Origin of the sequence: Kitasatospora sp. CB01950 (assembly GCF_001905465.1) — a bacterium.
In the GTDB taxonomy this organism is placed as follows: Bacteria; Actinomycetota; Actinomycetes; order Streptomycetales; family Streptomycetaceae; genus Kitasatospora.
On record NZ_LISX01000003.1, the window covers coordinates 136,173 to 162,968 of the forward strand.

General features: G+C 74.3%; 30 protein-coding genes. 19 read left to right on the plus strand and 11 right to left on the minus strand.

The features are described from left to right. Positions 1-147 precede the first annotated feature (147 nt). The 4 genes from AMK19_RS09220 (at position 148) to AMK19_RS09235 (ending at position 2,471) form a co-directional block, all read left to right on the plus strand. The gene (locus tag AMK19_RS09220; RefSeq protein ID WP_241844313.1) at positions 148-444 is read left to right on the plus strand and encodes a hypothetical protein; all 297 of its coding nucleotides are present in this window, start codon (positions 148-150) and stop codon (positions 442-444) included. A 145-nt stretch (positions 445-589) separates the two neighbouring features. Continuing rightward, the gene (locus tag AMK19_RS09225; protein WP_073809962.1) at positions 590-1,012 is read left to right on the plus strand and encodes a hypothetical protein; all 423 of its coding nucleotides are present in this window, start codon (positions 590-592) and stop codon (positions 1,010-1,012) included. Positions 1,013-1,113: 101 nt separating this feature from the next. Further along, positions 1,114-1,776: a hypothetical protein gene (locus AMK19_RS09230; RefSeq protein ID WP_143200127.1), complete on the plus strand. Its 663-nt coding sequence runs from the start codon at positions 1,114-1,116 to the stop codon at positions 1,774-1,776. A gap of 38 nt (positions 1,777-1,814) precedes the next feature. Continuing rightward, positions 1,815-2,471 carry a class I SAM-dependent methyltransferase gene (locus AMK19_RS09235; RefSeq protein WP_073809967.1) on the plus strand — a complete coding sequence of 219 codons (657 nt, stop codon included), beginning with the start codon at positions 1,815-1,817 and terminating at the stop codon, positions 2,469-2,471. A 24-nt stretch (positions 2,472-2,495) separates the two neighbouring features. Here AMK19_RS09235 and AMK19_RS09240 read toward each other — a convergent pair whose 3' ends face one another. Together AMK19_RS09240 and AMK19_RS09245 are read right to left on the minus strand one after the other, a co-directional pair. Further along, complete coding sequence (locus AMK19_RS09240) at positions 2,496-2,768, minus strand: helix-turn-helix domain-containing protein (protein ID WP_073809970.1); 273 nt, start codon at positions 2,766-2,768, stop codon at positions 2,496-2,498. A gap of 60 nt (positions 2,769-2,828) precedes the next feature. Continuing rightward, entirely contained in the window at positions 2,829-3,284 is a 456-nt protein-coding gene (locus AMK19_RS09245) for a nuclear transport factor 2 family protein (RefSeq protein WP_073809973.1), read from the minus strand. A gap of 112 nt (positions 3,285-3,396) precedes the next feature. Here AMK19_RS09245 and AMK19_RS09250 point away from each other — a divergent pair, with 112 nt between their 5' ends. The 3 genes from AMK19_RS09250 (at position 3,397) to AMK19_RS37990 (ending at position 6,286) form a co-directional block, all read left to right on the plus strand. After that, positions 3,397-3,969 (plus strand): TetR/AcrR family transcriptional regulator, encoded by a 573-nt coding sequence (locus AMK19_RS09250; RefSeq protein ID WP_073809975.1) that lies wholly within the window; start codon positions 3,397-3,399, stop codon positions 3,967-3,969. 161 nt (positions 3,970-4,130) lie between these two features. Next, positions 4,131-4,898: a type I methionyl aminopeptidase gene (map, locus tag AMK19_RS09255; protein ID WP_073809978.1), complete on the plus strand. Its 768-nt coding sequence runs from the start codon at positions 4,131-4,133 to the stop codon at positions 4,896-4,898. Positions 4,899-5,413: 515 nt separating this feature from the next. After that, the gene (locus AMK19_RS37990; protein WP_073809981.1) at positions 5,414-6,286 is read left to right on the plus strand and encodes a transglycosylase family protein; all 873 of its coding nucleotides are present in this window, start codon (positions 5,414-5,416) and stop codon (positions 6,284-6,286) included. A 117-nt stretch (positions 6,287-6,403) separates the two neighbouring features. Here the strand turns inward: AMK19_RS37990 and AMK19_RS09265 are convergent, their stop codons facing one another. After that, the gene (locus AMK19_RS09265; RefSeq protein WP_073810811.1) at positions 6,404-6,772 is read right to left on the minus strand and encodes an immunity 51 family protein; all 369 of its coding nucleotides are present in this window, start codon (positions 6,770-6,772) and stop codon (positions 6,404-6,406) included. 40 nt (positions 6,773-6,812) lie between these two features. Further along, positions 6,813-7,820, minus strand: a complete 1,008-nt coding sequence (locus AMK19_RS34205; RefSeq protein WP_073809983.1) for a YihY/virulence factor BrkB family protein — start codon at positions 7,818-7,820, stop codon at positions 6,813-6,815. A gap of 329 nt (positions 7,821-8,149) precedes the next feature. Here AMK19_RS34205 and AMK19_RS35085 point away from each other — a divergent pair, with 329 nt between their 5' ends. Genes AMK19_RS35085 through AMK19_RS09285 form a run of 3 tightly spaced genes read left to right on the plus strand, consistent with a single transcriptional unit; the run spans position 8,150 to position 11,045 of the window. Then, positions 8,150-9,145, plus strand: a complete 996-nt coding sequence (locus AMK19_RS35085) for a hypothetical protein (protein ID WP_073809985.1) — start codon at positions 8,150-8,152, stop codon at positions 9,143-9,145. Continuing rightward, the gene (locus tag AMK19_RS09280; protein ID WP_241844314.1) at positions 9,142-10,401 is read left to right on the plus strand and encodes a sensor histidine kinase; all 1,260 of its coding nucleotides are present in this window, start codon (positions 9,142-9,144) and stop codon (positions 10,399-10,401) included. The genes AMK19_RS35085 and AMK19_RS09280 overlap by 4 nt, the downstream gene beginning before the upstream one ends. Further along, the gene (locus tag AMK19_RS09285) at positions 10,398-11,045 is read left to right on the plus strand and encodes a response regulator (RefSeq protein ID WP_073809987.1); all 648 of its coding nucleotides are present in this window, start codon (positions 10,398-10,400) and stop codon (positions 11,043-11,045) included. The genes AMK19_RS09280 and AMK19_RS09285 overlap by 4 nt, the downstream gene beginning before the upstream one ends. A gap of 24 nt (positions 11,046-11,069) precedes the next feature. On the opposite strand, the gene AMK19_RS09290 is transcribed toward AMK19_RS09285, so the two are convergent. Further along, positions 11,070-12,101, minus strand: a complete 1,032-nt coding sequence (locus tag AMK19_RS09290) for a sigma-70 family RNA polymerase sigma factor (protein WP_073809990.1) — start codon at positions 12,099-12,101, stop codon at positions 11,070-11,072. Between the two features lie 68 nt (positions 12,102-12,169). Between AMK19_RS09290 and AMK19_RS09295 the strand changes: the two genes are divergently transcribed. Next, positions 12,170-12,538, plus strand: a complete 369-nt coding sequence (locus tag AMK19_RS09295; RefSeq protein WP_073809992.1) for a VOC family protein — start codon at positions 12,170-12,172, stop codon at positions 12,536-12,538. 18 nt (positions 12,539-12,556) lie between these two features. After that, positions 12,557-13,153, plus strand: a complete 597-nt coding sequence (locus AMK19_RS09300) for a DinB family protein (protein ID WP_073809994.1) — start codon at positions 12,557-12,559, stop codon at positions 13,151-13,153. 87 nt (positions 13,154-13,240) lie between these two features. On the opposite strand, the gene AMK19_RS37995 is transcribed toward AMK19_RS09300, so the two are convergent. Further along, complete coding sequence (locus tag AMK19_RS37995) at positions 13,241-14,293, minus strand: polysaccharide deacetylase family protein (RefSeq protein WP_083646621.1); 1,053 nt, start codon at positions 14,291-14,293, stop codon at positions 13,241-13,243. Between the two features lie 174 nt (positions 14,294-14,467). Here AMK19_RS37995 and AMK19_RS09310 point away from each other — a divergent pair, with 174 nt between their 5' ends. Next, positions 14,468-16,051 carry a sensor histidine kinase gene (locus AMK19_RS09310; RefSeq protein WP_143200129.1) on the plus strand — a complete coding sequence of 528 codons (1,584 nt, stop codon included), beginning with the start codon at positions 14,468-14,470 and terminating at the stop codon, positions 16,049-16,051. A gap of 69 nt (positions 16,052-16,120) precedes the next feature. On the opposite strand, the gene AMK19_RS09315 is transcribed toward AMK19_RS09310, so the two are convergent. The 3 genes from AMK19_RS09315 to AMK19_RS09325 form a co-directional block, all read right to left on the minus strand. After that, positions 16,121-16,456, minus strand: coding sequence for a hypothetical protein (locus AMK19_RS09315; RefSeq protein ID WP_073809998.1), 336 nt, complete (start codon positions 16,454-16,456; stop codon positions 16,121-16,123). A 94-nt stretch (positions 16,457-16,550) separates the two neighbouring features. Further along, complete coding sequence (locus AMK19_RS09320; RefSeq protein WP_073810001.1) at positions 16,551-17,546, minus strand: hypothetical protein; 996 nt, start codon at positions 17,544-17,546, stop codon at positions 16,551-16,553. Between the two features lie 53 nt (positions 17,547-17,599). Continuing rightward, positions 17,600-18,274, minus strand: a complete 675-nt coding sequence (locus AMK19_RS09325) for an AAA family ATPase (RefSeq protein ID WP_073810003.1) — start codon at positions 18,272-18,274, stop codon at positions 17,600-17,602. Between the two features lie 213 nt (positions 18,275-18,487). On the opposite strand from AMK19_RS09325, the gene AMK19_RS09330 reads away from it, so the two are divergent. The 3 genes from AMK19_RS09330 to AMK19_RS09340 all read left to right on the plus strand — a co-directional run bounded on the left by AMK19_RS09330 (position 18,488) and on the right by AMK19_RS09340 (position 21,979). After that, positions 18,488-19,354, plus strand: a complete 867-nt coding sequence (locus AMK19_RS09330; RefSeq protein WP_073810006.1) for an ATP-grasp domain-containing protein — start codon at positions 18,488-18,490, stop codon at positions 19,352-19,354. Further along, complete coding sequence (locus AMK19_RS09335; protein WP_338015775.1) at positions 19,351-20,112, plus strand: ATP-grasp domain-containing protein; 762 nt, start codon at positions 19,351-19,353, stop codon at positions 20,110-20,112. Before AMK19_RS09330 ends, AMK19_RS09335 begins: the two co-directional genes overlap by 4 nt. Before the next feature lie 154 nt (positions 20,113-20,266). Then, entirely contained in the window at positions 20,267-21,979 is a 1,713-nt protein-coding gene (locus AMK19_RS09340) for a sensor histidine kinase (RefSeq protein WP_073810008.1), read from the plus strand. A 50-nt stretch (positions 21,980-22,029) separates the two neighbouring features. Here the strand turns inward: AMK19_RS09340 and AMK19_RS09345 are convergent, their stop codons facing one another. Beyond that, complete coding sequence (locus AMK19_RS09345; RefSeq protein WP_073810010.1) at positions 22,030-22,395, minus strand: winged helix-turn-helix transcriptional regulator; 366 nt, start codon at positions 22,393-22,395, stop codon at positions 22,030-22,032. Positions 22,396-22,495: 100 nt separating this feature from the next. Between AMK19_RS09345 and AMK19_RS09350 the strand changes: the two genes are divergently transcribed. The 3 genes from AMK19_RS09350 (at position 22,496) to AMK19_RS09360 (ending at position 25,444) form a co-directional block, all read left to right on the plus strand. Beyond that, complete coding sequence (locus AMK19_RS09350; protein ID WP_083646623.1) at positions 22,496-23,497, plus strand: imine reductase family protein; 1,002 nt, start codon at positions 22,496-22,498, stop codon at positions 23,495-23,497. A gap of 248 nt (positions 23,498-23,745) precedes the next feature. After that, on the plus strand, positions 23,746-24,741 hold the full coding sequence (locus AMK19_RS09355) for an NAD-dependent epimerase/dehydratase family protein (protein ID WP_073810013.1): 996 nt from the start codon (positions 23,746-23,748) through the stop codon (positions 24,739-24,741). 118 nt (positions 24,742-24,859) lie between these two features. Next, positions 24,860-25,444 carry a 3'-5' exonuclease gene (locus tag AMK19_RS09360; RefSeq protein WP_073810014.1) on the plus strand — a complete coding sequence of 195 codons (585 nt, stop codon included), beginning with the start codon at positions 24,860-24,862 and terminating at the stop codon, positions 25,442-25,444. A gap of 56 nt (positions 25,445-25,500) precedes the next feature. On the opposite strand, the gene AMK19_RS09365 is transcribed toward AMK19_RS09360, so the two are convergent. Beyond that, positions 25,501-26,796: an IS256 family transposase gene (locus AMK19_RS09365; RefSeq protein ID WP_073810017.1), complete on the minus strand. Its 1,296-nt coding sequence runs from the start codon at positions 26,794-26,796 to the stop codon at positions 25,501-25,503.

Here is a 26,796-nt window from a genome sequence, read left to right on the forward strand (position 1 = left end):
CCCCGCTCCCCTCCGACCTGCGCTTTCCCGCCCACCGGCGGTCGGCCACCCATCCAAGCAGGCGGGCCCGACCGCTCGAAGCAGCGCCCCCGATCAGGTATGACTGACGGACGGTCGGACAATCACTCATCACTTGGAGGACACACCGTGGTGGACTGCCGGGACACCTGGCGCAAGGCGCTGGACGCAGGGTTCTCACTCGGATCGGTGGGGTCGTTCCTGTCGATCGGGTCGGCGTACTCCGTGCTGTCGATCGGATCGGTCGGGTCGTCGCTGTCGATCGGCAGCGTCGGCTCCGCGGTCTCCCTCCTGTCGGTCGGCTCCTGGCGCAGCACCGCGTCCGTCCTGTCGGCGGACTCGGTGCTCTCGCTGCTCTCCTACCGCTCGGTGCTCGCCGTGCGGGCCGCCCACCGGCGGCGCGGGGCCACCCCTCCGGCGGAGTGAAACGCCCTGTGCGACGCCGAGTCGGGCTGCCGCCGGACCGGGACGACGACAGCCTCGGCGGTCGGGGGCGGGGGATTCTTGTCGGGGGCGGGGGAATGCTGGATGCTCTCTGGCGGAGGATCAACCTGCCGGGGGAGGAGCAGAGTTGGACTGGGCTCACGCGGCCGGGTTCGGCGGCGTCGGGGGAGCGTTGGTGGAGTTGGTGATCGCCAATGGGCGGTTGCTGGCCTGGCAGTCGGCGCGGCATCGGGCGCGGGACGAGAGGCGGCGGCGGATGCCGCCGTTACGGCATTTCATCGATCCGACGGCGGACCTGGCGGCCGGGGTGAGTCGGATCGCGTTGGGGGCGGTCACCGGGTGGCTGCTGCACTCGCAGATCACCGGGCTGTACGCGGCGGTCGCGGCCGGTGCCTCGGCTCCCGCGCTGCTGCGGCAGATCGGGACGTTCACGAGCGTGCGGGCCGTCGTCCGGGGGGAGGAGCCGCCGGAGGCGGTGGAGTCGGGCGGGCCGGAGCCGGTGCCGGTGCCCGGGCCCGGGCCCGGGCGGCCGGGGGAGGTCGGGTCGTGAGCTTCGGACGTCGGTACCTGGACTCGCTGACCGCGGGCGGCCGGGAGGCGCTGCCCTTCGAACCGCGGCCGGGGAGCGAAGTATCGTGGTGGCGGCGCTACTTGGCGTCGCTGACCGGCCTGCCGCCGACCGGTCCGGCCCGCCGCCGGGCCGCGGTCGCGCCGACGAGGGACCGGAGGTTCGCCGTCCCGCCCCCGATGCGGCGGTTCGCGACGGCCTACGCGTACAAGCAGGCGGCCGCGCCCGGGGCTCCGGTGGCGATGGGCAGGATCGGCGGGCCGACGCCGGCGATGACCTTGCGGCGGGTGGTGACGTTCTGGGTGCCGCTCGGCGCGGCGGTGGTCGCGCTCGTCGCGGTGCTGATGTTCCGGCCCCACGGCAACGCGCACGTGGACAACAACCAGGGCGGGCCGACGCCCGGACAGATCGTTCCCGGCGAGTCGCCGCCGGTCGTCACCTCCCGGGTGGGGTGCCGCGAGGTGCGCGGGGCGCTGGACGCGTACCGGGCGACGGCGGCCGGGCGGGGGCCGGAGATCCGGGCCGGTGCGGCGCGGGAGGCCGACCGGGCGCTGACGGGGGCGAGTGCGTCGGCCGACCCGGCGATCAGGCCGGAGATCGTCGAACTGGCCGGGGAATTCCGCGAGTTGGCGCTGATTCTGGACGGCGCGGCGAGCGGCGACCCCGCGCAGACCGCGAAGAAGCTCGACGCCGACGCCGCACGACTCGAACTCCGCTGCCCGGACAGCGGCGTCGGCCCGTCCTGACCGCCCGGGCTGTCGGCGGCGGATGGCACGCTGCGGGGATGGACAGCCGCCTGCACGCCATCGCCGCGTACTGGAACGACGCCGCCCCCGCCTTCGACCGGGAACCCGATCACGGCCTCGCCGACGGCCGCACCCGGCAGGCATGGGCGCGCAGGCTTGCGGCCTGGGTACCGGACGCGGCGGGGCAGGTGCTGGACGTCGGGTGCGGGACGGGGTCACTGTCGGTGCTGCTGGCGGAGGCCGGGCACCAGGTCACCGGCGTGGACCTGGCAGCCGGGATGGTCCGCCGGGCCCGGGCGAAGGCGGAGACGGCGGGCCACGCCGGGCACTTCGTCGTGGGCGACGCCGCACGGCCGCCCGTCGCCGGCGGCCGGTTCGACGCGGTGCTCTGCCGCCACCTGCTGTGGACGCTGCCCGACCCACGGGCGGCACTGCACCACTGGACGACCCTGCTGCGCCCGGGCGGCCGGCTGGTGCTGGTCGAGGGCCGGTGGCGCGAGGCGGGAGCAGCATCGGAACCGTACCCGCCGGGCGCCGACGCGCTGCCCTGGGCGGGCGGCGTCACGGCGGAACAACTCGCCGACGCGGTCCGGCCGTTGGCGCGCGACCTGCGGGTCGATCCGCTCTCGCAGGACGCCGACCTGTGGGGCGGCCCGGTGCCGGACGAGCGGTACGCGGTGCTCGCGACGGTGTAGCAGAGCCGTGGCGCCCCGGCCCGGTCAGCCGGCGGCGCGGCGGGTGTCGGCGACCACGCCCAGCCAGACCTGTGCGGCGTCGTCCAGTGGAACGTCCAGCGCGGCGCAGAGGCCGACCACCGTGCCGAAGCCGGGGCTGGGCAGGCGGCCCATCTCGATCTTGCGGAGGGTCTCGGGGGAGATACCGGCGCTCTGCGCGACGGCGACCGGGTCGCGGCCGGCCCGGGTCTCGCGGAACAGCGCGCCCAGGCGCCGGCCGGCCTCGATCTGCTCGGGGGTGAGGGGGACTCGCACCATGCCGCCACGCTACTGAACGCGACGGCCTCCCGTCGCATCGCGCGGAAAGACCGTCCGTTCTCAGCGCACCGGCAGCTCGGGCTCGCCGTCCCGCCGGGGGCCGAGGATACGGCGGCCGGCGGCGTCGATCCGCACGTCGTCGATACTGGCCTCGCGCCGCCGCATCAGCCCGTTCGCGTCGAACTCCCACAGCTCGTTGCCGTAACTGCGCCACCACCGGCCCTCGTCGTCGTGCCACTCGTACTGGAAGCGGACGGCGATCCGGTCGACGTCGAACGCCCACAGGTTCTTGCGCAGCGCGTACTCGTGCTCGCGGGCCCACTTGGCGGTGAGGAAGGCGACGATCTCGGCGCGGCCGGTGAGGAAGACGTCGCGGTTGCGCCACACCGAGTCGGGTGTGTAGGCGAGGGCGACGCGCTGCGGGTCGCGGCTGTTCCAGGCGTCCTCGGCGGCCCGGACCTTGGCGAGTGCGCTCTCGCGGGTGAACGGCGGGTAGGGCGGGCGGTCCTCGGTCATGGCGGCCTCCTGGCGGTGGGAGAGGGGTGGAGAACGGACGTTCTCCATGTTGCTGGACGCTAGGCTAGGGAACGACCGTTCTCCACGTCAATTCCCCCGCAGGAGCGCCCAGATGCCCGCCCCGCTCAGCCAGGAGCAGACCCGGCAGGACCACGAGAGGCTGCTCGACGCCGCCGAGGCGCTGTTCTACGAGAAGGGCATCCGGGCCGTCGGCATGGACGAGGTCCGGGCCGCCTCCGGACTGCCGCTCAAGCGCATCTACCGCCTCCACCCCACCAAGGACGACCTGGTGGTCGCCGTGCTGCGCCGCCGCGACACGCGCTGGCGCGGACGGCTCACCGCCGCCGCCGAGACGCATGCCGACCCCCGGGCCCGGCTGCTGGCCGCGTTCGACTGGCTCGCCGCGTGGTGCGCCGAACCGGGCTTCCGGGGCTGCGCCTGGATCAACGCCTTCGGTGAACTGGGCCCCGCCTCGCCGGCCGTGCTCGCCGAGGTCCGCGCCCACAAGGACGCCTTCCACCGCCATCTCGCCGACTGGTCCACCGCCGCCGGCCTCACCGACCCCGCCCCCGTCCAACTCCTCGCCGAGGGCGCCATCGTCACCGCCGCGATCACCGACACCCCCACCCCGGCACACCGCGCGCGCACCGCCGTCGAGACGCTGCTGCACGCGGCGGGGCAGTAGCGGGGGCCCGGTGCGACCCCGTCGCGGATCGTGGTCGCGGAATCGGTGGTGCGGTATTTAAATACCGGGTTGGTGCTAGGGTGTCCCCGTTCCGCCGGTATTCAAATACCGGCATTCTCGTCGAGTGGGCGGCGTGCTGCCGCTGTGCAGGGAGCCGTGTCGTGATCGAGTTCAAGAGTCCGCAGGCGATCGAGAAGATGGCCGTGACCGGGCGGTTCGTGGCGGAGACGCTGGCGGAGCTGTCGGGGCTGGTGGAGCCCGGGCGGGAGGTGATGGACCTGGAGCACCGGGCCCGGAAGCTGATCGAGAAGCGTGGGGCGGTGTCCTGCTACTGGGACTACGCGCCGTCGTTCGGGCGCGGGCCGTTCCGCAACGTGATCTGCCTGTCGGTGAACGACGCGGTGCTGCACGGGCAGCCGCACCCCTATGTGCTGCGCGACGGCGACGTGATCAGCCTGGACTTCGCGGTGTCGATCGACGGCTGGGTCGCCGACTCCGCCGTCACCGTCGTCGCGGGCACGGCCGCCGAGGAGGACGTCCGGCTGATCGACTCCACCCGGGCCGCGCTGGACGCCGCCATCGCCGTCGCCGTGCCGGGCAACCGGATCGGCGACATCTCGGCGGCCGTCGCCGAGGTCGGCCACGCGGCCGGCTACCGGATCAACACCGACTTCGGCGGCCACGGCCTGGGCCGCACCATGCACGAGGACCCGCACGTCGCCAACGTCGGACGCCCCGGGCGCGGCCTGGAGCTGCGTCCGGGCCTGACGCTGGCGCTGGAGCCGTGGTGGTGCGCGGGGACGGCGGAGCTGCGGGTGGACCCGGACGGCTGGACGCTGCGGTCGGCGGACGGCTCGCGCGGCGCGCACTCCGAGCACACCGTGGCGATCACCGAGGACGGGCCGCGCGTGCTCACCGCCCGGTCCTGAGGCACCCGGTCCTGAGGCGGCAGTTCGGCCACGGCGGGTGACCGGAGGATCGACCGACCGTGGCCGTTGTGGCCCGGCCCATAGTCGAACGGCCGGGTGATCGGCGCTCGGTCGCCGCCGGGACACGCACCGTGCGCGGCGGGCCGACGAAAGGGCCCGGAACCCGGTGAGGCCGGTCACAGGCCGCGCGGGCCGGGCCCGGAAAATCGCGGGACCACTCGGTGAAAAGCCCCGATGTACCGCCGGTAACGCGGCTCTGACCTGCACAGACCTTCGAATGCTTGGACATCGGCCCAAACGCCCGTAGCTTCGTAACCAGTGCAGGGCGCACTACCCGGGATCACCCGACACCATCGCCCCGGAGCGGCCACCGAGCCGCACCGCACGGGCAGGGTGACCGCGACGGAGAGCACGTCGGCAAGCGACGGCACCGTCCGATCCACAAGCGCGAAACAGCAGGCCCGTCAGGGGCTCTGGTTCCGCCTTGCCTGCCCGGGGCATCCGAAAGGAATCGCATGATCTTCCGTAACGAGACCGCCGCCGCCAAGACCGCCACCACCACCGCCGCCGAGGGCAGCAGCACCCGCAAGCGCGTCCGTGCCGCCATCGTGGCCGGCTCCGCGTTGGCCGTTCTGCCGGTGGCCGGACTCGTCACGGCGACCTCGGCCCACGCCGCCGACGTGTCCACCTGGGACAAGGTCGCGCAGTGCGAGTCGACCGGCAACTGGTCCATCGACTCCGGCAACGGCTTCTACGGCGGCCTGCAGTTCACCTCCTCCACCTGGGCCGCGTACGGCGGCACCGCCTACGCCCCGCAGGCCAACCAGGCCACCAAGGCGCAGCAGATCGCCGTCGCCGAGAAGGTCCTCGCCTCCCAGGGCCCCGGCGCCTGGCCGGTGTGCTCCGTCAAGGCCGGTCTGACCAAGGGCGGCGCCGCTGCCCAGGTCGACACCTCCACCTCGGCGACCACCGCCACCGCGAGCACCGCCACCGCGAACAACGCCGCCACCACGTCCGTGAAGCTCGCTGCCACGAAGAGCGACGCGGCCTCCACCAACACCACCGCCGGCGACAGCGCGGCCTCGCGTGTGCAGACCCAGACCCCGCAGGTCGTCAAGGCCCAGGGCGCCACGTCCGACGCCAGGACGGTCCAGGTCGACAAGGCCCAGATCGACAAGGCCCAGGCCGACAAGGCCCAGGGTGGGAAGTCCTGGACGAAGCACAACGCCAAGGCCGCCGACGGCAACTACACCGTCAAGTCCGGTGACACCCTGAGCGCGATCGCCGCCGCCAACGGCACCACCGTCGACGCGCTGTTCCAGACCAACGCGAAGACCATCGGCGCCAGCGCCGACGTCATCTTCCCGGGCCAGGTCCTCTCGGTCTGAGGCACCTCCGCCTGACCGGTCCGCACCGCCGGACCACGCACACGCCGACGGCCGCCCCCTCATGTCGGGAGGGGGCGGCCGTCGGCGTTCGCGTGCCCGGACACCGGGAGGTGCGGCTCAGTCGAACCAGTCGGGGTCGGCGGAGTCGATCAGCTCGCGCAGCGCCGCCAGGTCGCGGAAGGCGCCGGACAGCAGCACGCCGAGTTCGCGCAGCGCCGCCGCGTCCTCGCCGTACGCCACGAACATCCCGGCCTCCGGGTCGTAGCGGAACCGGCCCTCCAGCTGCGGCGCGTGCGTGCGCACCGCCGAGCGGGCCACCGCCTCCCAGCCGTAGCCGCCGTTCTGCTGACCGGCGGCCTCGAAGACCTCGTCCACCGCGAGCATTCGATCGTCCGTCAGCAGCAGGCAGTACGAGCCGGGCCGGTGGTCGTACTCGAAGAACGACAGCGGGGCGTACGTCTCACGATCAGTCTCACGATCAGTCATGGCCCGGACGGTACCGGCGGGCACCGACAGTCGGCCGGGGCTACTTCCGGTCGTCCGGCTCCGGGCCCTCGGGTTCGGGCGCGGACGCGGACTCGGGCGGGTCGAACGCGACGTCCACGTGCTGTTCGGGCCGGCGCTCCTCCTGGCGGGCCAGCAGGGCCAGGACCTCCCGGTCGGGGCCGGTGAGCGGAGGCTGGAGCAGCGAGCGCGGCCACAGGCGGCGGGCCAGGACCACGTTGGTCTCGGCGGCGTAGACGGTGATCTGGGACGCCAGGTACAGCCAGGACAGCAGGCCGATCACCGTCGCGAAGAAGCCGTAGACCGCACTGGCGTGCCGCAGTTGGTGCGCGACCAGGGCCGCGCCGAACGCCTGCAGGACGGTGAACAGCGGGCCCGCGACCAGGCTGCCCGGCACCAGGCGGCGGGTGTGCACCTCCTTGGGGGTGAGGATCCGCAGGCAGGCGACGAACAGCGCGGAGTTCAGCACCGCCGACAGCAGCAGGCCGCCGATCCGGGCCAGGGTGCCGCCGAGGGTGGTCGAGACCAGCGCGGCGGCGGCCGTGGTCACCACCAGGCCGAGTCCGAGCGCGAGGAACAGCGCCAGGCAGCGGGCCAGTCGCGGCCAGTAGCCGGGCCGCCGGACGCCCGGCACGTTCCACACCTCGGCCATCGCGTGCTGCATCACCTGCGCGATGCCAAGCGCGCCGTACAGCAGGCCGAGGATGCCGATGACCAGCGCCAGCCCGCTGCCCTGCACGGAGTGCACGTTCTCCCGCAACTGGTCTCCGATGATCGGAAAATCGGCCAGTGCGGAGTTGAGGACCGACTCCTGCGCCTCCGGATGACCGTGCAGCACGAAACCCAGCACGGTGGAGAGCAGGAGCAGCAGCGGGATCAGCGACACGAAGCCGTAGTAGGTGATCAGCGCGGCCAGCAGACCGCCCCGGTCGTCGCCGTACTTCTTGATCACGCCGAAGACCGCCGCCAGCGGCCGGTGCCGCTGCTGGGTGCGGTCGACGGCCCGCAGCGCGCGTTCGATCGGATTCACTGGCCCGTCCTCCCTGACCGACCCCAGTGATCGGCTCACCGCGTATGCCCGGCCGCGCCGCACCCATCGCACCCGGACCCGGACCGTCACCCGGGGGTGTGAATCCGCGCCCGGCGGAAAGGCGGCGTCCCGACCCCGCAAGGGCCCGGAGGCGGCACGACCGGCGGCGTTCCCGCGCGACCACCACCCGCAGGCCCTGCCCAAGGTCGCGGTCTCCACCGTGCCCGGCCCGGCCCCCGGAACGGGGAGTAGACGTTCCCCCGAACGGGGGAGGATCGTCCCCTGTACGGGGGAATCGGCACACCCCCGGCGGTTGCGATCGTCGGGGCATGACGACCATACGCACCGCCACAAACCCGAGCCGCCTGCGGACGGCCCTGTGCGCCGGCACGATCGTTGCCACCCTGCCCTACCTGGCGCTGAAGATCGCCTGGGTCGCCGGCAGCGGCATCGGCGTCCACGGCGACGGCATGCACAGCGGCACCATGATCGGCGCCAACCTCGCCACCCTCGGCATGGACGCCGTCGCCGCCGTCCTCGCCCTCGGCCTGGCCCGCCCGTGGGGGCGGCGCATCCCCGGTCGGCTGCTGGTCCTGCCGATGTTCGTCGCCACCGGCCTGCTCGCCCCGATCGCCTTCGTCGCACCCGTCGCGGCCGTCGTCGGAGCGTTCACCGGCGGCATCTCCTCCAGCAGCGACCCGAGCCAGGACTTCATCGAGGGCTGGGTGTTCGCCGTGGTCTACGGCGGCTTCGGCCTGCAGGCGATCGGCCTGGTCGGCGGCTTCGTCCTGCACGCCCGCGAACGGTGGGCGCCCGTGTTCGCGCTGCGCCTGCGCGACCTGCCCGCCGGCCCGGCCGACGGGGTGCGGCGGCTGATCGTCGCCGCCGTCGCCGTGCTCGGCCTCGTCCCGGTGGCGATCCAGCTGTCCTGGGCGTTCGGCAGCCACGTCCTGCGGCCCGACGACACCCGCACGGCCGCCCAGTCCCTGGTCCTCGACAGCGGCTACGCACTGCTCACCGTGGTCGGACTCGTCGGCATGCTCGCGCTGACCTGGCGGCGGCGCGACGGCCGCTCGGCGCGCGGCGCCCTGGTGGCGGCCTGGGTCGGCACCGGGACGTCGTTCGGCTGGGGCCTGTTCTGGCTGCTCGCCTCGTCCGTCACCACCCCGCTCAGCAAGGGCGCGGACATGCGCGGCCTCGCGCTGGTCGGCGGCCTGCTGGCGCTGGTCGGCGCGGTGCTCGCGACCGTGCTGGCCCTGCTGGTGGTCGAGGCCGTGGGGGCGTCGGACGACCGCGCCCGCCGCAGTGGGATGATCCGGGCGTGACGCCACGGGGGGAGGTCCGCCGGGTCGCCCAGGCCCTGTTCGGCCGGGCGGCCCTGCGGCGTTGGGCGCTGCTGATCCTGGGCGGCGCGATGATGACGCCGTTCTGGTTCGTGACGAACATCGCCCTCGCGCCGCTGTCCCCGACCGGCTCGACCGGCCGCTCGCTGCTGGTCCAGTTCGCGGCCTACCTCGCGGCGTTGCCGCTGGTCGCCGCGACCGCCGCCGCCGTCCCGTTCGTCCGGCAGCTGGAGACCGCGATCGTCCGCACCCTGCTGCCCGTCGGCGCCCGCTGGGAACGCCCGGACGAGCCCGCCGCCTCGCGTGGACGGACCGCCCTGTGGGCGGTGCTGCACCTCGGCCTCGGCGCGCCCGTCGCCGGGGCGACCATGGCCGTCCCGCCCGCCGTCGTGGTGCTGCTGACGGTCCGCCCGTTCCTGGACGATCCCCCCGGGTGGCTGGGCGTGGTGCCCGCCTGGCTCGGGCCGCCCGCCGGGGCGCTGCTCGCGGTGCTGCTGCCGACCGCCGCACGGGCGGCCGGCCTGGCCCTCGAACGCTCGGCCCCCGCCCTGCTCGGACCGTCCGCCGCCGAGCGGCTCGCCGAAGCCGAACGCCACCGCGCCCGACTGGCCGAACGCAACCGTCTGGCACGGGAGTTGCACGACTCCGTCGGCCACGCGCTCGGCGTCGTCACGCTCCAGGCCGCCGCCGCCGGACGGGTCCTCGACCGCGACCCGGCGTTCGCCCGCAGCGCCCTCGCCGCGATCGAGGAGGCCGCCCGGTCCGCCGCCGACGAACTCGACCACGTCCTCGGCCTGCTCCGCGAGGAGCACCCCGGCCGCGCCCCCCAACCCGACCTGCGCGACCTCCACCGCCTCGCGGACTCCGCCCGCGCCGCCGGATCACCCGTCGACCTGACCGTCGGCGACCTCCACGCGATGCCCGCCGTGGTCTCCCGCGAGGCCTACCGGATCGTCCAGGAAGCCCTCACCAACGCCCTCCGCCACGCCGCCGGATCACCCGTGCAGGTGACCGTCGACGCCGCCGGCGGCGAACTGCGCCTGCTGATCCGCAACCCGATGCCCGCCACCCGCCGCCCCGGCCGCAGCGGCGGACGCGGCACCCGCGGCATCGCCGAACGCGCCCAACTCCTCGGCGGACACGCCGAATTCGGACCCGAAGACGGCCACTGGCAGGTGGCCGCCCGGCTGCCCCTCGCCCTCGGCCGGGCCAACGACCGCCCCGGGAGGGACACGTGAGCACCGCACCGATCCGGGTGCTGATCGCCGACGACGAACCGCTGGTGCGCTCCGGCCTCGCCGTCATCCTCGGCGCCGAACCGGACATCGACGTGGTCGGCGAGGCCGAGAGCGGCGCCCAGGCCGTCGCCCTCGCCCGCACCCTCACCCCCGACGTGGTCCTCACCGACGTCCGGATGCCCGCGCTCGACGGCATCCAGGCCGCCCGGCGGATCCTCGACACCGTCGTCCCCGCCCCGCGCGTCGTCGTCATCACCACCTTCGAGAACGACGACAGCGTCCACGACGCGCTGCTCGCCGGAGCCGCCGGCTTCCTGCTCAAACGCTCCCGGCCGGAGGCGATCGTGCAGGCCGTCCGGCTCGCCGCGTTCGGCGACACGCTGATGTTCCCCGACTCGGTGCGCGACCTGGCCCTGCACCGGCGCCGCGCGACCACCCCGTTCCCGCACCCGCTGTCCGAACGCGAACAGGACGTGCTGCGCCTGATGGCCTCCGGCCTCGGCAACGCCGAGATCGCCGCGACGCTGTTCCTCGGCGCGGAGACCGTCAAGACGCACGTCGCGAACATCCTCACCAAGCTCGGCGCCCGCAACCGCACCCACGCCGTCGTCCTCGCCTACCGCTCCGGCTTCGTCGCCCCCTGACCCGCCCGGGGCGGACCTCGCGGGTCAGGGAAGCAGCTCGGGCAGGCCGGCGCGGACGGCGTGCTCGGCGCCGAGGAAGGAGACCAGGCCCGCCACGGCGTCGCGGCGCAGCGTCAGGACGGTGAGCGACCAGGCCCGGTGGGGTGCGTCCGGGGCCTCGCCGAGGTAGAACGCCACGGCGGGTTGGCCGTTGGCGGTGGTGAGGCGGTGGCGCCAGCTCGGGCAGCGGGTGAGGGGGACGGCCACCGCGAAGTCCATGACGGCGGCGCGGCCCGCGTACCACTGGGCCAGCGGCGGCATCGACCAGGTGACGTCCTCGGTGAGCAGGGCGACCAGGGCGTCGGCGTCGCCGCGTTCCAGGGCGGTGGCGAAGGAGGACGCGATGCCCCGGACGCGCAGGTCGCCGAGGGTGCGCAGGGTCCGCTGCTGGGAGACCTGCGGGAGCTTCGCGGTGAGGGTGCGCCGGGCCCGGGCGAGGGCGGAGTTCACCGAGGTGGTGGAGGTGTCCATCATGGCGGCGATCTCGTCGGCGGAGAACCCCAGCACGTCGAAGAGGAGCAGCGCGGCCCGCTGGTTGCCCGACAGGTGCTGCACGGCCGCGACGAAGGCGAGTTCGACGGCTTCGCGCTGCTCGTAGCGGGCGGCGGGGCCGGCGGGCCCGAGCGGCAGGCCCGCGTCCGGGTACGGGCCCAGCCAGGCGACCTCGGTCAGCGGGGCGGCGTCGAGCACCGCGCGGTCGGCGGCCGGGCCGAGGTCGACGGGCAGTGCGCGGCGGCCGCGGCGGGCGACGGCGTCCAGGCAGGTGCGGGTGGCCACCGTGTACAGCCAGCCGCGCAGCGAACTGCGGCCCTCGAACCCGGAGAGGCCGCGCCAGGCGCGGACCAGCGCCTCCTGCAGCGCGTCGTCGGCGTCGTGGGTGGAGCCGAGCATGCGGTAGCAGTGCGCGTGCAGTTCGCGGCGCAGCGGCGCGACCAGCCGGGTGAAGGCGGCGTCGTCGCCGTCGCGGGCCGCCGCCAGGTCGGCGTCGGCGGGGGGTGTGCAGAATTCCTCGCTCACGGGCGACGATTCTGCCCCACGGCGGAAGTCACACTCTCGACCCGTGTTTCCGCACCCGAGGAGCAGCCGTGACAGCCGGCCCCCAACACCCGCCCACGCCCGCCTGGTTCGACATCTCCACCCCCGACGCGCCGCGCGCCCACCGCTTCTACCGAGCCCTGTTCGACTGGCCGATCGACGTGCTCGACGCGACGTACGCGCGGATCGGCGGGGCGGCGGGCGGCGAACCGATCGGCGGGATCGGCCAGTCCGGCCCGGGCAGCCCCTACACCGGGATCGTCGTGTACTTCCGGGTCGCGGACGTGGCCCAGGCGCTCGACGACGCCGAGAAGCTCGGCGGCCGCCGCCGGATGGAGCCGCGGGCCGTGCCCGGGCAGGGCCGGATCGCCGTGTTCGACGACCCGGACGGCAACCCCGTCGGCCTGCTCGGCGACTGAGAGAAGAGGACACGCCGAATGACTGCCACCGACTTCAAGACCGACCTGCAGCGGCACCTGCAGGACGCCCGGGAGACCGTCGTGCGGAAGCTCGACGGCCTGAGCGAGCGCGACGTCCGCCGCCCGCTCACCCCGACCGGGACCAACCTGCTCGGCCTGGTCAAGCACCTCGCGGGCGTCGAACTGCTCTACCTGGGCTGGGTGTTCGACCGGCAGCCCGCAGCGCAGGTGCCGTGGTTCCGCCCGGACCTGGGCGCGGCCGGGCTGGAGCCCAACGTCGACATGTGGGCCACCGTCGAGGAGTCCCGGGAGGCGATCCTCGACAGCTACTGGACGGCGTGGAAGCACGCCGACGAGACCGTCGAGACGCTTCCTTTGGACGCCGTCGGCCACGTGCCGTGGTGGTTGGAGCGGACCGGCACCCCGAGCCTGCAGCGGGTGCTGGTCCACCTGATCGGCGAGACCGAGCGGCACACCGGACACGCCGACATCGTCCGGGAGCTGATCGACGGCGAGGTCGGCTACCGGCCGGGCGTGGCGGCGATGCCCGAGGCCGACGCCCAGTGGTGGGCCGCGTACCGGGCCAAGGTCGCCGCCGCGGCCGAGCAGGCCTGACACCGGCGGCCCCGCCCGTCCGGCGGCGGGCGGGGCCGGCCCGAGATCGGTGGCCCTGCCCGTCCGGCGGCGGGCGGGGCCACCGGCTCAGAGGTAGTCCTCCAGGCGGCCGATGGCGAAGCCCTCGGCGGTCGCGGTGTCGATCACGCGGCGCAGCATGTCGGACAGCGTGCCCTTCCAGCCGGCGGCGGGGGCGCGGAAGTGAGTGAGGATGATGTCGCCGGGGTGGAGCTTCCCGTCGGAGTAGCGGTACTCGAGGTGGTCGGGGAACGCCTCCTCGGTCCACAGCGGGACGGCGGTGACCCCGCAGGACGCGGCGGTGCGCAGCGCGGCGGCCGTGTACTCGCCGTACGGGGGCCGGAACAGGCGCGGGCGGGCGCCGATCTCCTGCTCCAGGCGGTCCTGCTGGCCGCAGATCTCGCGCTGCAGGGCGTCGCCGCTGAGACGACGCAGGTCCGGGTGGTTGATGGTGTGGTTGTTGACGCCGACGCCGTGGTCGCGCAGGTCGCGGAAGTAGTCGTAGTCGGAGCGCGCCAGGTAGTCGGAGAGGAACACCGACAGCGGGACGCCCAGCTCCTCGACCATCGCGGCGAACTCCGGGTCCTTCTCCGCGCCGTCGTCCACGGTCAGGAACACCACGTCGTCCTCGGTGGGCACCCGCCGGACGACCGGCGGCAGGCCGTCGGCGAGCAGGACGTTCGGCCCCGCGACGAGCTCCGGTTTCTCGGCGGGCGCGGCCGGCGCCTTCAGCGGGAGTGCCGCCAGGCCCCACCGGCGGGCGGCGGCGAGTTCGGCCTGCTGCTGCCTCGACTCCCGCTCGGCTGCGCCCAGCCGGCCGTTCAGCTCCTGCCCGGCCGCGGCCTGCGGGAACGCGGCGGCGGGCTGGGCGGCCTCGGGTTGTCCGGCGGCGGGTTGTCCGGCGGCGGGCTGGGCGGCCTCGGGTTGTCCGGCGGCGGGTTGTCCGGCGGCGGGCTGGGCGGCCACGGGTTGCCCGGCGGCGGGGCGGGCTGCGGGCGGTGCGGCGTGGGCATCGTCCTCGGTGCGGAGCGAGGAGCAGCCGACGGCGAGGGCGGCGAGCGCGGTGAGAGCGACGAGGTGACGGCGGCGCGAGGGCCTGCGGTCACGGTTCTTCGTGGGCATACCGGCCGATGATCCCCTTGTCGCACCTACGCCAACCCGTCCGTGGCCCGCCCCTCACCCGCCCGGCCCACCGCCGCCGACCCGCCCCTCACTCGTTCGGCCCACCGTCGTCACCCGTTCGACGCGCCGACCCGGCGGCGGTGGGCGGGGGTGCAGGGCGGCTAGGGTCGTGGCGTGATACGTGCGTGGGTGGAGCGGGCGGTGCCGGGGCCCTGGTCGTGGCGGCTGGTGGTCCGGGAGGTGCTGGGCGGGCTCGTGGTGTGCGGGCTCGGGGCGCTGTTGCAGGCCGCCGACAACGGCGGGTGGCCGTCGGGGCTGGTGGTGGCGGCCTCCGGGCTGCTGTTCCTGCTGCGGCGGGGGCTGCCGGGGCCGGTGCTGGTGCTGGCGGCGGCGGGCGTCGGCGGGCCGAGCGGGTTCCTGCCGCTGCTGGTCGCCGCGGGCTACGGGGCGGGCCGGCGGATCACCAGGCCGTGGCACGCGCCGGCGGTCTTCGCGATCGGGTTCGCGCTGAACGTCGCCACGGGGGTGCTGCAGAACCGGCGCGACCATTTCCCGCTGCCCGCGCTGTTCGGCATCTGCGTGGTCGGGTTCCTGCTGGTGGGGGTGCTGCCCGCGCTGTTCGGCCGCTACCGGCAGCAGCGCACCGCACTGCTGGACAGCCTGCGCGAACGCAACGAGCAGCTGGTCCGCGAACGGGTCATGATCGCCCACCAGGCGCGGCTGCGCGAACGCCACCGGATCGCCCAGGACATGCACGACAGCCTCGGCCACCAGCTCGCGCTGATCGCCGTGCACACCGGAGCGCTGGAGGTCGACCGCACCCTCGGCGAGCGGCAGCGCGAGGCGGTCGGGGTGCTGCGGCAGGCCGCGACCGGGGCGATGCGCGAACTGCGCGAGGTGGTCGGCCTGTTGCGCGAGGACTCGGCGCCGGCGGCCGGCGGCGTGGACTCCATCGACCGGCTCGCGGAGAATTCGCAGGCCGCGGGCGCGCTGGTCGAGCTCCGGCACGAGGGCACGCGGCGCGCCCTCGCCGCCGCGACCGGCCACGCCGCGTACCGGATCGCCCAGGAGGGCCTGACCAATGCGCACAAGCACGCGCCGGGCGCGCAGATCGTGCTGACGGTGCGGTACGAGCGCGACGCCGTGATGGTGGAGGTCGTCAACGGGCCCGGCGGCGACGGTACTTCGGCGGTCTCCGGCGGCCAGGGTCTGACCGGACTGCGCGAGCGGGCCCGGCTGCTCGGCGGCACGATACAGGCCGGCGGGCAGCCGAGCGGCGGGTACCGGCTGAGCGGCCGCCTCCCGTACACCTCCGACGGGGCGCTCGCCGCGATCCCCGAGGACGAGGAACTGCGGGAACTCGCCGACCGGTTGATCGGCCCGGAGAAGCGCCGCCGGAGCCCCGCCATGGGCTGCGCGCTCGGCGCGGTCGCCGTGCTGGCCGTGGTCGGCGTGGTCGCCGCCGTCGGCGTGCTGATGTTCATCAGCTCGATGCGCGACGCCACCGTCTCCACCAAGCTGTACGACTCGATCGAGATCGGCCAGTCCGAGGAGTCGGTCAACGGGCGGCTGCCGGTCGGCAGCGACTTCCTGACCGGCGACTTCAAGAAGATCGGCCCACCGGTGCCGGAAGGCACGCACTGCCGCTGGTTCGCGGGCGATGCCGAGACCGGCCCCAACGGCGGCCAGGACGTGGTGCGGTTCTGCTTCGCGGACGGCGTGCTGGTGGAGAAGCAGCACTTCCAGGGCCGGGTGTAGCCGCGGCGGGCCGGGCGCGGCGGCAGTGGGCCGGGTGCGGCCGAGCGGGTCGCACCCGGCCCCGGCGCGTCAACTCGGCGTGATGCCGAGCTGCCTGAGGCGCTCGGCGTGCTCCTCCAGGATCCGCGCCAGCGCCCGCGGACGGTACGGGTCGTCCACAGGAATCCGCGATGCCGCGTCCAACGCCTCGTCCAGCAACTGGAGTTGCAGGTCACGGCGGATTAACACCGGGTGGTGGCGGGTCAGTTCGATCGCCGCCAGAGCCAGCTTCGGCAGGTGCACCACCGGGTTGACCCGGGCCAACAGGCGGTGCGCCTGGTACGCCTGCCACGGGGTGGGCGGTTCGCTGCCGGCCAGCAGCACCCGGGCGCGCAGGGCCAGTTCGTGATTCACGTGGGAGGACACACGTCTCCTGTCGATTCGTCCAGCAGGGGGAATGCGGACGAGTCTGCGGCCCGACGAGCCGCCCGGACAAGGGAGAACGAGTGTGCGTCCGGTCCTACCGCGAACGCTCGTGAGCAGGCAGAATAGGGGTCGACACGCTGCCGGAGGTGACGGCGGCGACCACCGCGGCCAACCGGGCCTCGACGGCGTCGAGTTCGGCGGACGCCCGGGCGCGCAGCGCGGGCAGCAGGGTGAGGGCGGCGCGGGCCGCGTCCGGTCCGGGCTCCGGGTCCTGGTGGGCGGCGGAGACGGCGGCCCGCAGCGGCAGGGGCGTCAACGCGGTCTCCCACGCGGCGCGGTGCACGCCCGTCGCGTAACGGGACGTCAGGTACTCCAGCGGGGTCAGCGCGAGCGCGTCCCGGTCGGCCGGCCCCGCCAGGTGGGGCTCGGGCAGCAGCCAGGCGACGCCGTCGCGGGCCACCAGGTCGAACGCGCGGGCCAGGTCCGGCCCGCCCGCGCCGCGCGCGACGTCGGTCGAGGAAGCCTCCAACAGCCGTTCCAGCATGGCCGCTTCGCGCGGATCGGCGGTCCGGTCCGGGTGCTCCTGGTCGGCGAGCAGCTGCTCCAGGTGGTAGCGCTGGCCCCAACTGCCCACCGAACGGTGCATCGCCCCGGCCCGGGTCTCCCGGATCGCGGCCAGCACCAGCGCCCGGGTGGTCAGGTCGCGGCGCACCGCGAGCCGCGCAGCGTCCTCGGGGGCCGGGCCGTTCGAGGCGATCGGGGCGCTCGGCGCGGCCGGATCGCCAGGCGCGGCCTGGTCGTTCGGTGCAGTCGGGTCGTTCGGGAAGAGCCGTTCCAGGGCGCAGCGCACGGCGGCGACGGTCGGCCCGTCGTACCAGCGCAGCGTCCAGCGGTGCCCGGCCTGGTCGTACTGCGGCTCGATCGGGACGCGGAACTGCACGGACAGCCGGTCGGCGATCCGCCGCACCCGCGGGCCGCGCGGCGGCCGTTCGGAGACGGAGACGGCGGTGGGGGCGGCGGCCGGGCCGGGGGCTACGGGGGCGGCTTCCGGCACGGCGGCGTCCGGGACGGCGGGGTCGGGGGTGCGCATGGCCCGGAGACTAGCCAGCGCGCGGCCGGGCGGCGGGCGACGCGCGAGGCGGCTCAGCCGTTCGCCGCAGCGCCCGTCGCCGCCCGGGCCGGTGCGGACGCCGGGCGCGGCGCGGGCCGCCGGCAGCTGTGCGGCGGATGCGGCGCGCCGAACTCGATGGCCGCCAGCCGGGCCGCCGACGCGCGCGGCAGCAGCACCGCCGACGCCACCCCGGGCGGCAGCGGCACGTCCGCCGTGACCAGGGCGCGCAGCGCGGCCCCGGCCCGGCGGTGGCGGGCGAAGGCGTACCGGGAGACCCGCCGGCCGCGCCGCCGCTGGCCGTCGGCGGCCTGCGCGGACGTGGCGTCCAGCAGCAGCAGGTGCACCCGGCGGCCCTGCCGGCGCGCGGTGCGGGCGATCGCCCGGCGCACCCACGGCAGCGCCCCGCAGTCGTGCACCACCAGCGGCCCGCCGGCCCGCAGCGCCGACCGCAGCCGCAGGTAGTGGGCGCCGCGGACCAGCGGCCGGTACAGCGCGTACGGGACGCCGGGCAGCGCGGACGCGAACCGCTGCCGGGTGTGCTGGGAGTCGATCACCCGGGCCCGGGCGCAGCGCGCCATCAGGGTGCTCTTGCCGCTGCCGGGCAGGCCGGAGACCACCAGGACGTCGTTCGCCGGATACGCCAGGGCGTCCGGCGCCGGGCGGTCCGTCAGGTCGTGCCGGGCATGCGGACGCAGCTGTGAATGCACACGGTCCCCCTCAAGAGTGTGCCAAGAGAACGTCATGTCAACGTCATGCCCGGGTCGTTGGGTTCCAGACCTGCGGCAATGCGGCTGTGACGGGTCTGTGGCCGTTCCCGGACACCCTGGGCGATTTCCGTTCGAAGATCCGTGACAGGGTGGACAGATGCGAACGGCCCCACGGCACGCGCACGGGGGACAGAGGGGAATGGGTGGGCACAGATGAGGTTCTGCTTCCTGGTCGAGGAGCACTACCGCCACGACGGGATGCCGCTGGAGGTGGTCCACCATCTGCGGGCGGCCGGCCACCGAGTGGACGTACTGCGTCCCGGCGCCGAACTAATCGACCTCGCGCGGCTGTTGAGCGGCGGCACGCACGACGCGTGGGTGCTGAAGACCGTCTCCGGCGGGCCCGGACTCGGCCTGCTGGAGTCCGCCGCCGCGGCCGGCCTGACCACCGTCAACGACGCCCGGGCGATCCGGCCGGTCCGCGACAAGGCGCAGACCGCCGTGGTCGCCGCCCTGCACGGCCTGCCGATGCCGCGCACCTGGGCCGCCGCCGACCCGGCCGCGTTCGCCGCGATACCCGAGCGGCACTACCCGCTGGTCGTCAAGCCCGCCGACGGCTCCTCCGGGCGCGCCGTCCACCTGGTCGAACGCCCTTCCCAGCTCGCCGAGTTGGGAGCCCCCGAGGCCGGCGGGCTGCTGATCGCGCAGCCGTACGTCGCCAACGACGGGCTCGACCTGAAGGTGTACTGCGCGGGCGGCGAGTTCTTCGCCACCCAGCGCACCTCGCCGCTGCACCCGCACCGGCCCGCCACCGAACGGCCCGTCCCGCTGCCGCGCGAAGTCGCCGCGCTCGCCGCCCAGGTGGGCGAGGTGTTCGGCCTCGACCTGTACGGCCTGGACGTGCTGCTCGGACCGGACGGACCCACCGTCGTCGACATCAACGACTTCCCGAGTTTCCGCCAAGTCCCGCGCGCCGTCGAGCGGGTGGCCGACGCGGTGGTCCGCCTCGCCCGCACCGGCTCGTCCTGGCCGACCCCCGGCGCCGGCTCCCTGCTCACCCCCGCCCCGGCCGCCCGATGAACGCGCTGCGCATCGCCGTGCTGGCCCGCGACCCGCACCACCCGCTGCTCGCCGCCACCCGCCGACTCCTCGCCGCCCAGGGCCACTTGACGGTCGACGCCGGGCAGCCGGCCGACCTGCTGCTGCTCAAGGCGCGCACCGCGGACGCGCTCGAACTCGCCCGCCGCTACGAGGAGTCGGGCACGCCCGTGCTCAACTCCTCGGCCGCCACCGCGTTCTGCCAGGACCGCGCCGCCATGGAACGCCAGGCCCGTGGTGCCGGCATCCCGTTCGCCGCCACCGCGGCCCGCGGCGTCCTCGGCCAACTCGCCTGGGACGGACCGGCGGTGGTCAAGAGCCGGCACAGCCGGCGCGGCGACCTGGTGGCCCGCGCCGACACCGCCGCACAGTGGCAGGAGCTCGCCGCGCGGTGGGCCGACGAGCCGGTGATCGTCCAACGGCCGGTGGCCGGCGACGGCTGGGACCGCAAACTCTGGGTCGTCGACGGGCAGCTCTTCGCCGAACAGCGCCGCTCCGAACTCCACCCCGGCGGCCCCGCCCGCCGCCCCTGGACACCCGGCCCCGACGAACGCGCCCTCGCCCTCGCCGCCGGCCCCGCCTTCGGCCTCGACGTGTACGGCATCGACCTGCTGCCCGGCCCCGACGGACCGATCGCCGTCGACGTCAACGCCTTCCCCGGCATCCGCCACCAACCCGGCGCACCCGAGGCACTGGCGGCCCTCGCCGTCCGCACCGCACGCTCGCCGGCCTACGCCTGACCCGCCAGAATGCCCGCCCCGCCCCCTTCTCCGCCACCGCGCTGCCCCTTACCTGCCCCTTTGTGACGCTTCCGACCACCCCGTCGGTCCACCCCCGCCGCCCGGTCTGCGAGAATCGGGCGGCGATCAAGGGCGAACGACGAGGAGGAACGCAGTGCGCGAGGAGGAACCGCGGTCGCGGCTTCCCCAGCTCCGGCTGGACGAACTGCTGGCCGAACTGCAGGCCCGGATCGACGTGGCCCGAGGCACCCGCGACCGGGTGCACAGCCTGCTCGAAGCCGTCCTCTCGGTCGGCCGCGAACTCGAACTCACTCAGGTGCTGCGCCGGATCGTCGAGGCGGCTGCCGTCCTCGCCGACGCCAAGTACGCCGCACTCGGCGTGATCGGCCCCGACGGCGACACCCTCTCGCAGTTCCTCACCGTCGGCCTGAACGAAGCGGAAATCGCGAAGATCGGCCCCTACCCGACCGGCAAGGGCCTGCTCGGCGAACTCATCCGCCGCCCCGAACCGCTGCGCCTGGACGACCTCACCCAGCACCCCGCGTCCACCGGCTGCCCCGCCCACCACCCCGAGATGCGCACCTTCCTGGGCCTGCCGGTCCGGGTCCGCGACGAGGTGTTCGGCAACATCTACCTGACCGACAAGCGCGGCGCCGCCGGGTTCGACGACGACGACGAATCGGTGATCGCCACCCTCGCCGTCGCCGCGGGCGTCGCCATCGACAACGCCCGCCTGTACGAGGAGGCGCAGCGCCGGCAGCGCTGGCTGACCGCCACCGCCGAGATCAACCGCCGCCTGCTGTCCGGCAGTTCACGCACCCAGGTGGTCGAGCTGATCGCCCAGCGGGCCTGCGACATCAGCGGCGCCCAGCAGGCCGACGTGCTCACCGTGCTGCCCGCCGGCAGCGGCCTGCACATGGAGCTCTCGCTCGGCGGCGACCTCACCGGCCGGGTCGGCGCGAACGTCCCGCTGGAGGGCACCATCTCGGGTGCGGCCTGCGTGCAGGGCGCGCCGGTGACCTCCCACCACCTCGCCGAGGACCCGCGCTTCCCCGTCCGGGCGGACCGCTACGCGGGCCTCGGCCCGGCCGTCGCGGTGCCGCTGGGCCGTGCCGAGGGCCACACCGAGGGCGTGCTGCTGCTGGTGCGGGCAAGCGGCGAACCGGAGTTCACCGAGCGCGAGATCGACCCGCTGCTGGCCTTCGCCGACCAGGCCGCGCTGGCCCTGGAACTCGCCGAACGGCGGCGCGACGCCGAGCAGTTGGCCGTCCTGGAGGACCGCGACCGGATCGCCCGCGACCTGCACGACCTGGCCATCCAGCGGCTGTTCGCGACCGGCATGACGCTGCAGAGCGCGTCCCGGTTCATCGACCACCCAGGGGCCTCGGACCGGGTGCTGCGGGCCGTCGGCGACCTGGACGAGACCATCAAGATCATCCGATCGACGATCTTCGGCCTGCGGGTCCGCGAGGCCGGCGCCGGCCAGGGCCTGCGCGCCCGCGCCGTCCACGTCGTCGAGGAGGCCCACTCGGCGCTCGGCTTCGCCCCCCGCCTCAGCATGGAGGGCCTGCTCGACACCGACGTGCCGCCCGCCGTCGCCGACCACCTGGTCGCCGTCCTCGGCGAGGCGCTCAGCAACGCCGCCCGCCACGCCAAGGCCGGCCGCGTCGAGGTCGTCCTCCAGGCCACCGGCAGCCAGGTCGCCCTCACCGTCCAGGACGACGGCGTCGGCATCCCCGCCCAGGGCCGCCGCAGCGGCCTGCGCAACCTGGAGGAACGCGCCCACGCCCTCGGGGGCTCGCTCACCGTCACCACCCCGTCCGGCGGCGGCACCGCGCTCAACTGGACGGTTCCGCTGGGCCACTGACCGGGGCCCGGCGGGCGAGCGCCTCAGGGCTGTCAGGGGTGTCAGGGCTGTCAGGGCTGTCGGGGCTGGGCGCGCGCGGTGCGGGACTGCCGTTCGCGGGCCCAGGCGGCCAGCGGCCGGAGCGCGTCGTTGAGGCGCAGGCCGTCCTCCGTCAGCGAGTACTCCACCCGGGGCGGCACCTCCTCGTACGAGACCCGGCGCACCACGCCGTCCGCCTCCAGCTCCCGCAGGTGCGACGCCAGCACCTTCTCCGTGACCCCCGGCAGCAGACGGCGCAACTCCCCGAAACGGCGGCACGGTTGCTCGTGCAGCGCCCACAGCACCAGCACCTTCCACTTGCCGCCGATCACCTCCATCGCGCTGTCGATCCCGCAGACGTGCCCCTCCGGCGTACCCGGCCGGTTCACCGTCGTCATCGCCCCACCACCCTTCCGACCTGCTCACTCACCCCGGGGTAAGCACCCACCGCAAAGTGCGTACTTGATCACTCCCGGGCCCTGGACCAGCCTAATCGTCATGGCACACACCGCTGTTGAGCACACTGCTACCGATCACTCCGCCGTTGAGCACACCGTTGTCGAGCACTCCGCTGTCGAGCACACCGTTGTCGAGCACGCCGCCGCCGGGGTCCCCGCCGGGAAGGCCCCCGTCACGCTGCTCGGCCTCGGCGCGATGGGCACCGCGCTGGCCCGCGCCTGGCTCGCCGCCGGGCACCCGCTGACCGTCTGGAACCGCACCCCCGCCCGCGCCGAGGCCCTCGCCGCCGAAGGCGCGACCGTCGCCGCCACCGCCGCCGAGGCCGTCGCCGTGAACCCCCTGGTCGTCGTCTGCCTGCTGGACGACGCCACCGTCGGCGACGTCCTCGCCGACGCCGACCTGACCGGCCGCGACCTCGTCAACCTCACCACCGGCACCCCCGCCCAGGCCCGCGAACGCGCCGTCTGGGCCCGGCAGCGCGGGGCCCGCTACCTCGACGGCGGCATCATGGCCGTCCCGCCGATGGTCGGCATCCCCCAGGCCGGCGGCTACGTCCTGTACAGCGGCGCACCCGACCCGTTCGAGCAGCACCGCCCCGCCCTCGCCGTCCCGCTCGCCGCCACCTGGACCGGCGAGGACCCAGGCTTCGCCGCCCTCCACGACATCGCCCTGCTCAGCGCCATGTACGGCATGTTCGCGGGCGCGGCGCACGCCTTCGCCCTGATCCGCACCGAGGACATCGACCCCACCGCCTTCGCCCCCCTGCTCGCCGACTGGCTCGCCGCCATGGCGCCCTCCGTCCACCAGACCGCCGAACACCTCCGCACCGGCGACTACACCAAGAACGTCACCTCCCCGCTCGCCATGCAGGTCGCGGGCACCCCGACCTTCCTCGCCACCGCCGAACAGCAGGGCGTCAGCCCCGAACTGATCGCGCCCTACTTCGAGTTGATGCGGCGTCGGCTCGGCGGGGGAAGTGGGGAGGAGGACCTCACGGGCGTGGTCGACCTGCTGCTGCGCCCGGGCGCCCGACGGCCGTGATCGTTCTCTGCTAGGTTCGCCCGCGCCGGTGCAGCGCCAATGCGGCGCCGGTGCAGTGCCGGTGCAGCGCCAATGCGGCGCCGGTGCGGTGCTGGTGCGGCGCAGGGCTTGCGTCGGCGGATCGTCGGAGGGGGTGAGGTTATGGCTGCCGGGAGCGAGTTCCGTCACGTACCCGACCGGGTCGCCGACTGAGCCGGCTTTCGCCGCCGGTGGCCCGGACCGCCTCACACCTCCGGAGTCTTTCCACCATGCAGAGCACAACCCCCCGCCCGCTGAGCCTGCTCGTGCTGGGCGGCACGCGTTTCGTGGGTCGCACCCTCGTCGAGGCCGCACTGGCCGAGGGGCACCAGGTGACGCTGTTCAACCGCGGCCGCACCGCGCCCGATCTCTTCCCCGAGGCCGAGGTCGAGACCGTCGTCGGCGACCGCACCGCCGACCTGTCCGCGCTCCACGGCCGGCACTGGGACGCCGCGGTCGACGTCGCGGGCTACGAGCCCGAGGTGGTCCGCCGTTCGGTGACCGCCCTGGGCGGGAGCGTGGGGCGGTACGTCTTCGTCTCCTCGCTGTCGGTCCTCGCCGATCAGTCCACCGTGCAGGACGAGGACGGCGAGGTGCTCGTCCTCGACGAGAACGTGCTGCCGCACCAGCTGTACGGCGCCCGCAAGGCCGCGTGCGAGCGGATCGTGCTGGACGCGTACGGCGAGCGGGCCGCCGTCGTCCGGCCCGGCATGATCGTCGGACCGTACGACACGACCGACCGGTTCCCGTACTGGCCGCGACGCTTCCGGCGCGGCGGCCGGGTGCTGCTGCCGGGCGACCCGGGCGACCCCGCCCAGTTCATCGACGTCCGCGACCTGGCGGCGTGGATCCTCGGCTGCGTCACCGCGCAGCGCGCCGGCATCCACAACGTCACCGGCCGCACCCTGCCGTTCGGCGAGTTCTTCGCCACCTGCCGGGCGCTGGTCAACCCGTCCGCGGAGCCGGTCTGGCTGAGCAGCGAGAAGCTGCTGAACGCCGGCCTCGACCCGTGGATGGGCGTCCCGATGTGGATCGCCGACCCCGCGTGCACGGCGATCAACCGCGTCGACGTCTCGCGCGCGCTGGCCGCGGGCCTGACGCTCCGTCCGCTCGGCGAGACAATCGTCGACACCCTCGCCTGGGACACCGCCCGCGGTGGCCCGGCCGCCGGCAGCGAGGGGCTCAGTGCGGCGGAAGAGGAGCGACTGCTGCGCGAACTGGCCTGACCCTGCGCCGACTTGCGGTGCGGGTTCGCGGGCGGGCCGCTCGGACCGAGCGGCCCGCCCGGGCTGCGCCCCGAAAAACCGGGTGCCGCGGCCGTCGGGTCTCCCTACGCTTCCCGCCATGGACAGCATCCGGGCCGAGCACCTCGTCAACGTCGTCGACGTCGAAGCGACGTGCTGGGACGGCTCCCCGCCGCCCGGCGCGGTCAGCGAGATCATCGAGATCGGCCTGACCGTCGTCGACCTCCAGGCCGGCTCGCGGGTCGCCCGCCACCGCATCCTGGTACGGCCCGCCCGCTCCCGGGTCAGCGCGTTCTGCACCGAACTGACCGGCCTCACCCAGCCCGAGGTCGACCGCGGCCTCCCCTTCGCCGCCGCCTGCCGCCTGCTGGCGACCGAACACCACGCCGGCACCCGCCCATGGACCAGCTGGGGCGACTACGACCGCCACCAGTTCACCCGCCAGTGCCGGGCCACCCGCACCCCCTACCCCTTCGGCCGCCACCACACCAACGCCAAAGCCGTCTTCACCGACGCCCACGGCCTCCGCAAACGCCCCGGCATGGCCCAGGCCCTCGACATCGCCGGCCTCCCCCTCGAAGGCCGCCACCACCGCGGCGAGGACGACGCCTGGAACATCGCCGCCCTCGTCCTCGACCTCGCCGCCCTCCACACCTGGCCGACCGCCGACGAACACCCGGCCTGACGCCGACGTTCGCCGGCGGGTCTGTCCATTGAACGGTGTAACTCGGGTGGGTTGAGTTAGCGGCGGCCAGCGGCGAGTCGGCCGTCGAAGGCGATCTCGAAGGCGTTAAGTGCGGCCTTCCAGCGGGTCATCCAGCGTTTGCGGCAGGCCCCGGTCGGGTCGAGGGACATGATCGCCATGTAGACGCACTTCAGAGCCGCCTGCTCGTTCGGGAAGTGCCCGCGCGAACGGACGGCCTTGCGGATCCGCGCGTTCACGGACTCGATCGCGTTCGTGGTGCAGATGACCCGCCGGACCTCGACGTCGAAGCTTAGGAACGGCACGAACTCCGCCCAGGCGTTCTCCCAGAGCCGCACGATCGCCGGGTACTTCTTCCCCCAGACCTCGGCGAACTCCACGAACCGCTCCAGCGCGGCGTCCTCGGTCGGCGCCGTGTAGACGGGCTTGAGGGCACGCGAGATCTTGTCCCAGTCCTGCCTGGCCGCATAGCGGAACGAGGCCCGGATCAGGTGGACGATGCAGGTCTGGGTGACGGCCTGCGGCCAGACCGCGGCGATCGCGTCCGGCAGGCCCTTGAGCCCGTCGCAGACGACCATGCAGACGTCGGCGACGCCGCGGTTCTTGATCTCGGTGAGCACGTGCAGCCAGTACTTGGCGCCCTCTCCGCCGTCACCGGCCCAGAGCCCGAGGATCTCCCTCGTGCCTTCGACGGTGACCGCGAGCGCCACGTAGATCGGCCGGTTGGCGACCTGGCCGTCGCGGAGCTTCACGTGCACGCAGTCGATGAACACCACCGGATAGACCGGGTCGAGCGGGCGGTTCTGCCACTCGGACATGCCCTCGACGACCTGGTCGGTGATCGTTGAGATCGTCTGCTTCGACACCTCCGCGCCGTAGACGTCGGACAGGTGAGCGGAGATCTCACCGTGTGTCAGGCCGCGGGCGGACAGCGAGAGCACCATCTCGTCGACCCCGGACAGGCGCCGCTGGCGCTTGCGGACGAGCTGTGGTTCGAACGAGCCCTCGCGGTCGCGGGGAACGTCGATCTCGACCGGGCCGACCTCGGTCAGCACAGTCTTCGAGCGGATGCCGTTACGGGAGTTGCCGCTGCCGGCCCCGGCCGGATCGTGCTTCTCGTAACCGAGGTGGTCGGTCATCTCGCCTTCGAGGGCGGATTCGAGGAGCTTCTTCGTCAGCTGCTGGAGCAGGCCTCCGGCGCCGGTGAGCTGGAGCCCGCTTGCGCGGGCCCGGTCGACCAGTTGCCCGATCAACTGGTCGTCCAGGGCGTCCGGCTGCAACGCCGCCGGCCGTGCGGCCTCCACGGCCTCGGCCGAGACGGTCACGTCTGTCAT

Excerpts from the sequence above, each read along its gene's own strand:
- AMK19_RS37990 (WP_073809981.1), top strand. The coding sequence starts at position 5,414 with ATGATCTTCCGTAACGAGACCGCCGCCGCCAAGACCGCCACCACCACC.
- AMK19_RS09335 (WP_338015775.1), top strand. The coding sequence starts at position 19,351 with ATGAACGCGCTGCGCATCGCCGTGCTGGCCCGCGACCCGCACCACCCG.
- AMK19_RS09300 (WP_073809994.1), top strand. The coding sequence starts at position 12,557 with ATGACTGCCACCGACTTCAAGACCGACCTGCAGCGGCACCTGCAGGAC.
- AMK19_RS09345 (WP_073810010.1), bottom strand. The coding sequence starts at position 22,395 with ATGACGACGGTGAACCGGCCGGGTACGCCGGAGGGGCACGTCTGCGGG.
- AMK19_RS09365 (WP_073810017.1), bottom strand. The coding sequence starts at position 26,796 with ATGACAGACGTGACCGTCTCGGCCGAGGCCGTGGAGGCCGCACGGCCG.
- AMK19_RS09240 (WP_073809970.1), bottom strand. The coding sequence starts at position 2,768 with ATGGTGCGAGTCCCCCTCACCCCCGAGCAGATCGAGGCCGGCCGGCGC.
- AMK19_RS37995 (WP_083646621.1), bottom strand. The coding sequence starts at position 14,293 with ATGCCCACGAAGAACCGTGACCGCAGGCCCTCGCGCCGCCGTCACCTC.
- AMK19_RS09320 (WP_073810001.1), bottom strand. The coding sequence starts at position 17,546 with ATGCGCACCCCCGACCCCGCCGTCCCGGACGCCGCCGTGCCGGAAGCC.
- AMK19_RS09360 (WP_073810014.1), top strand. The coding sequence starts at position 24,860 with ATGGACAGCATCCGGGCCGAGCACCTCGTCAACGTCGTCGACGTCGAA.
- AMK19_RS09235 (WP_073809967.1), top strand. The coding sequence starts at position 1,815 with ATGGACAGCCGCCTGCACGCCATCGCCGCGTACTGGAACGACGCCGCC.
- AMK19_RS35085 (WP_073809985.1), top strand. The coding sequence starts at position 8,150 with ATGACGACCATACGCACCGCCACAAACCCGAGCCGCCTGCGGACGGCC.
- AMK19_RS09250 (WP_073809975.1), top strand. The coding sequence starts at position 3,397 with ATGCCCGCCCCGCTCAGCCAGGAGCAGACCCGGCAGGACCACGAGAGG.
- AMK19_RS09265 (WP_073810811.1), bottom strand. The coding sequence starts at position 6,772 with ATGACTGATCGTGAGACTGATCGTGAGACGTACGCCCCGCTGTCGTTC.
- AMK19_RS09350 (WP_083646623.1), top strand. The coding sequence starts at position 22,496 with ATGGCACACACCGCTGTTGAGCACACTGCTACCGATCACTCCGCCGTT.
- AMK19_RS09355 (WP_073810013.1), top strand. The coding sequence starts at position 23,746 with ATGCAGAGCACAACCCCCCGCCCGCTGAGCCTGCTCGTGCTGGGCGGC.
- AMK19_RS09245 (WP_073809973.1), bottom strand. The coding sequence starts at position 3,284 with ATGACCGAGGACCGCCCGCCCTACCCGCCGTTCACCCGCGAGAGCGCA.
- AMK19_RS09330 (WP_073810006.1), top strand. The coding sequence starts at position 18,488 with ATGAGGTTCTGCTTCCTGGTCGAGGAGCACTACCGCCACGACGGGATG.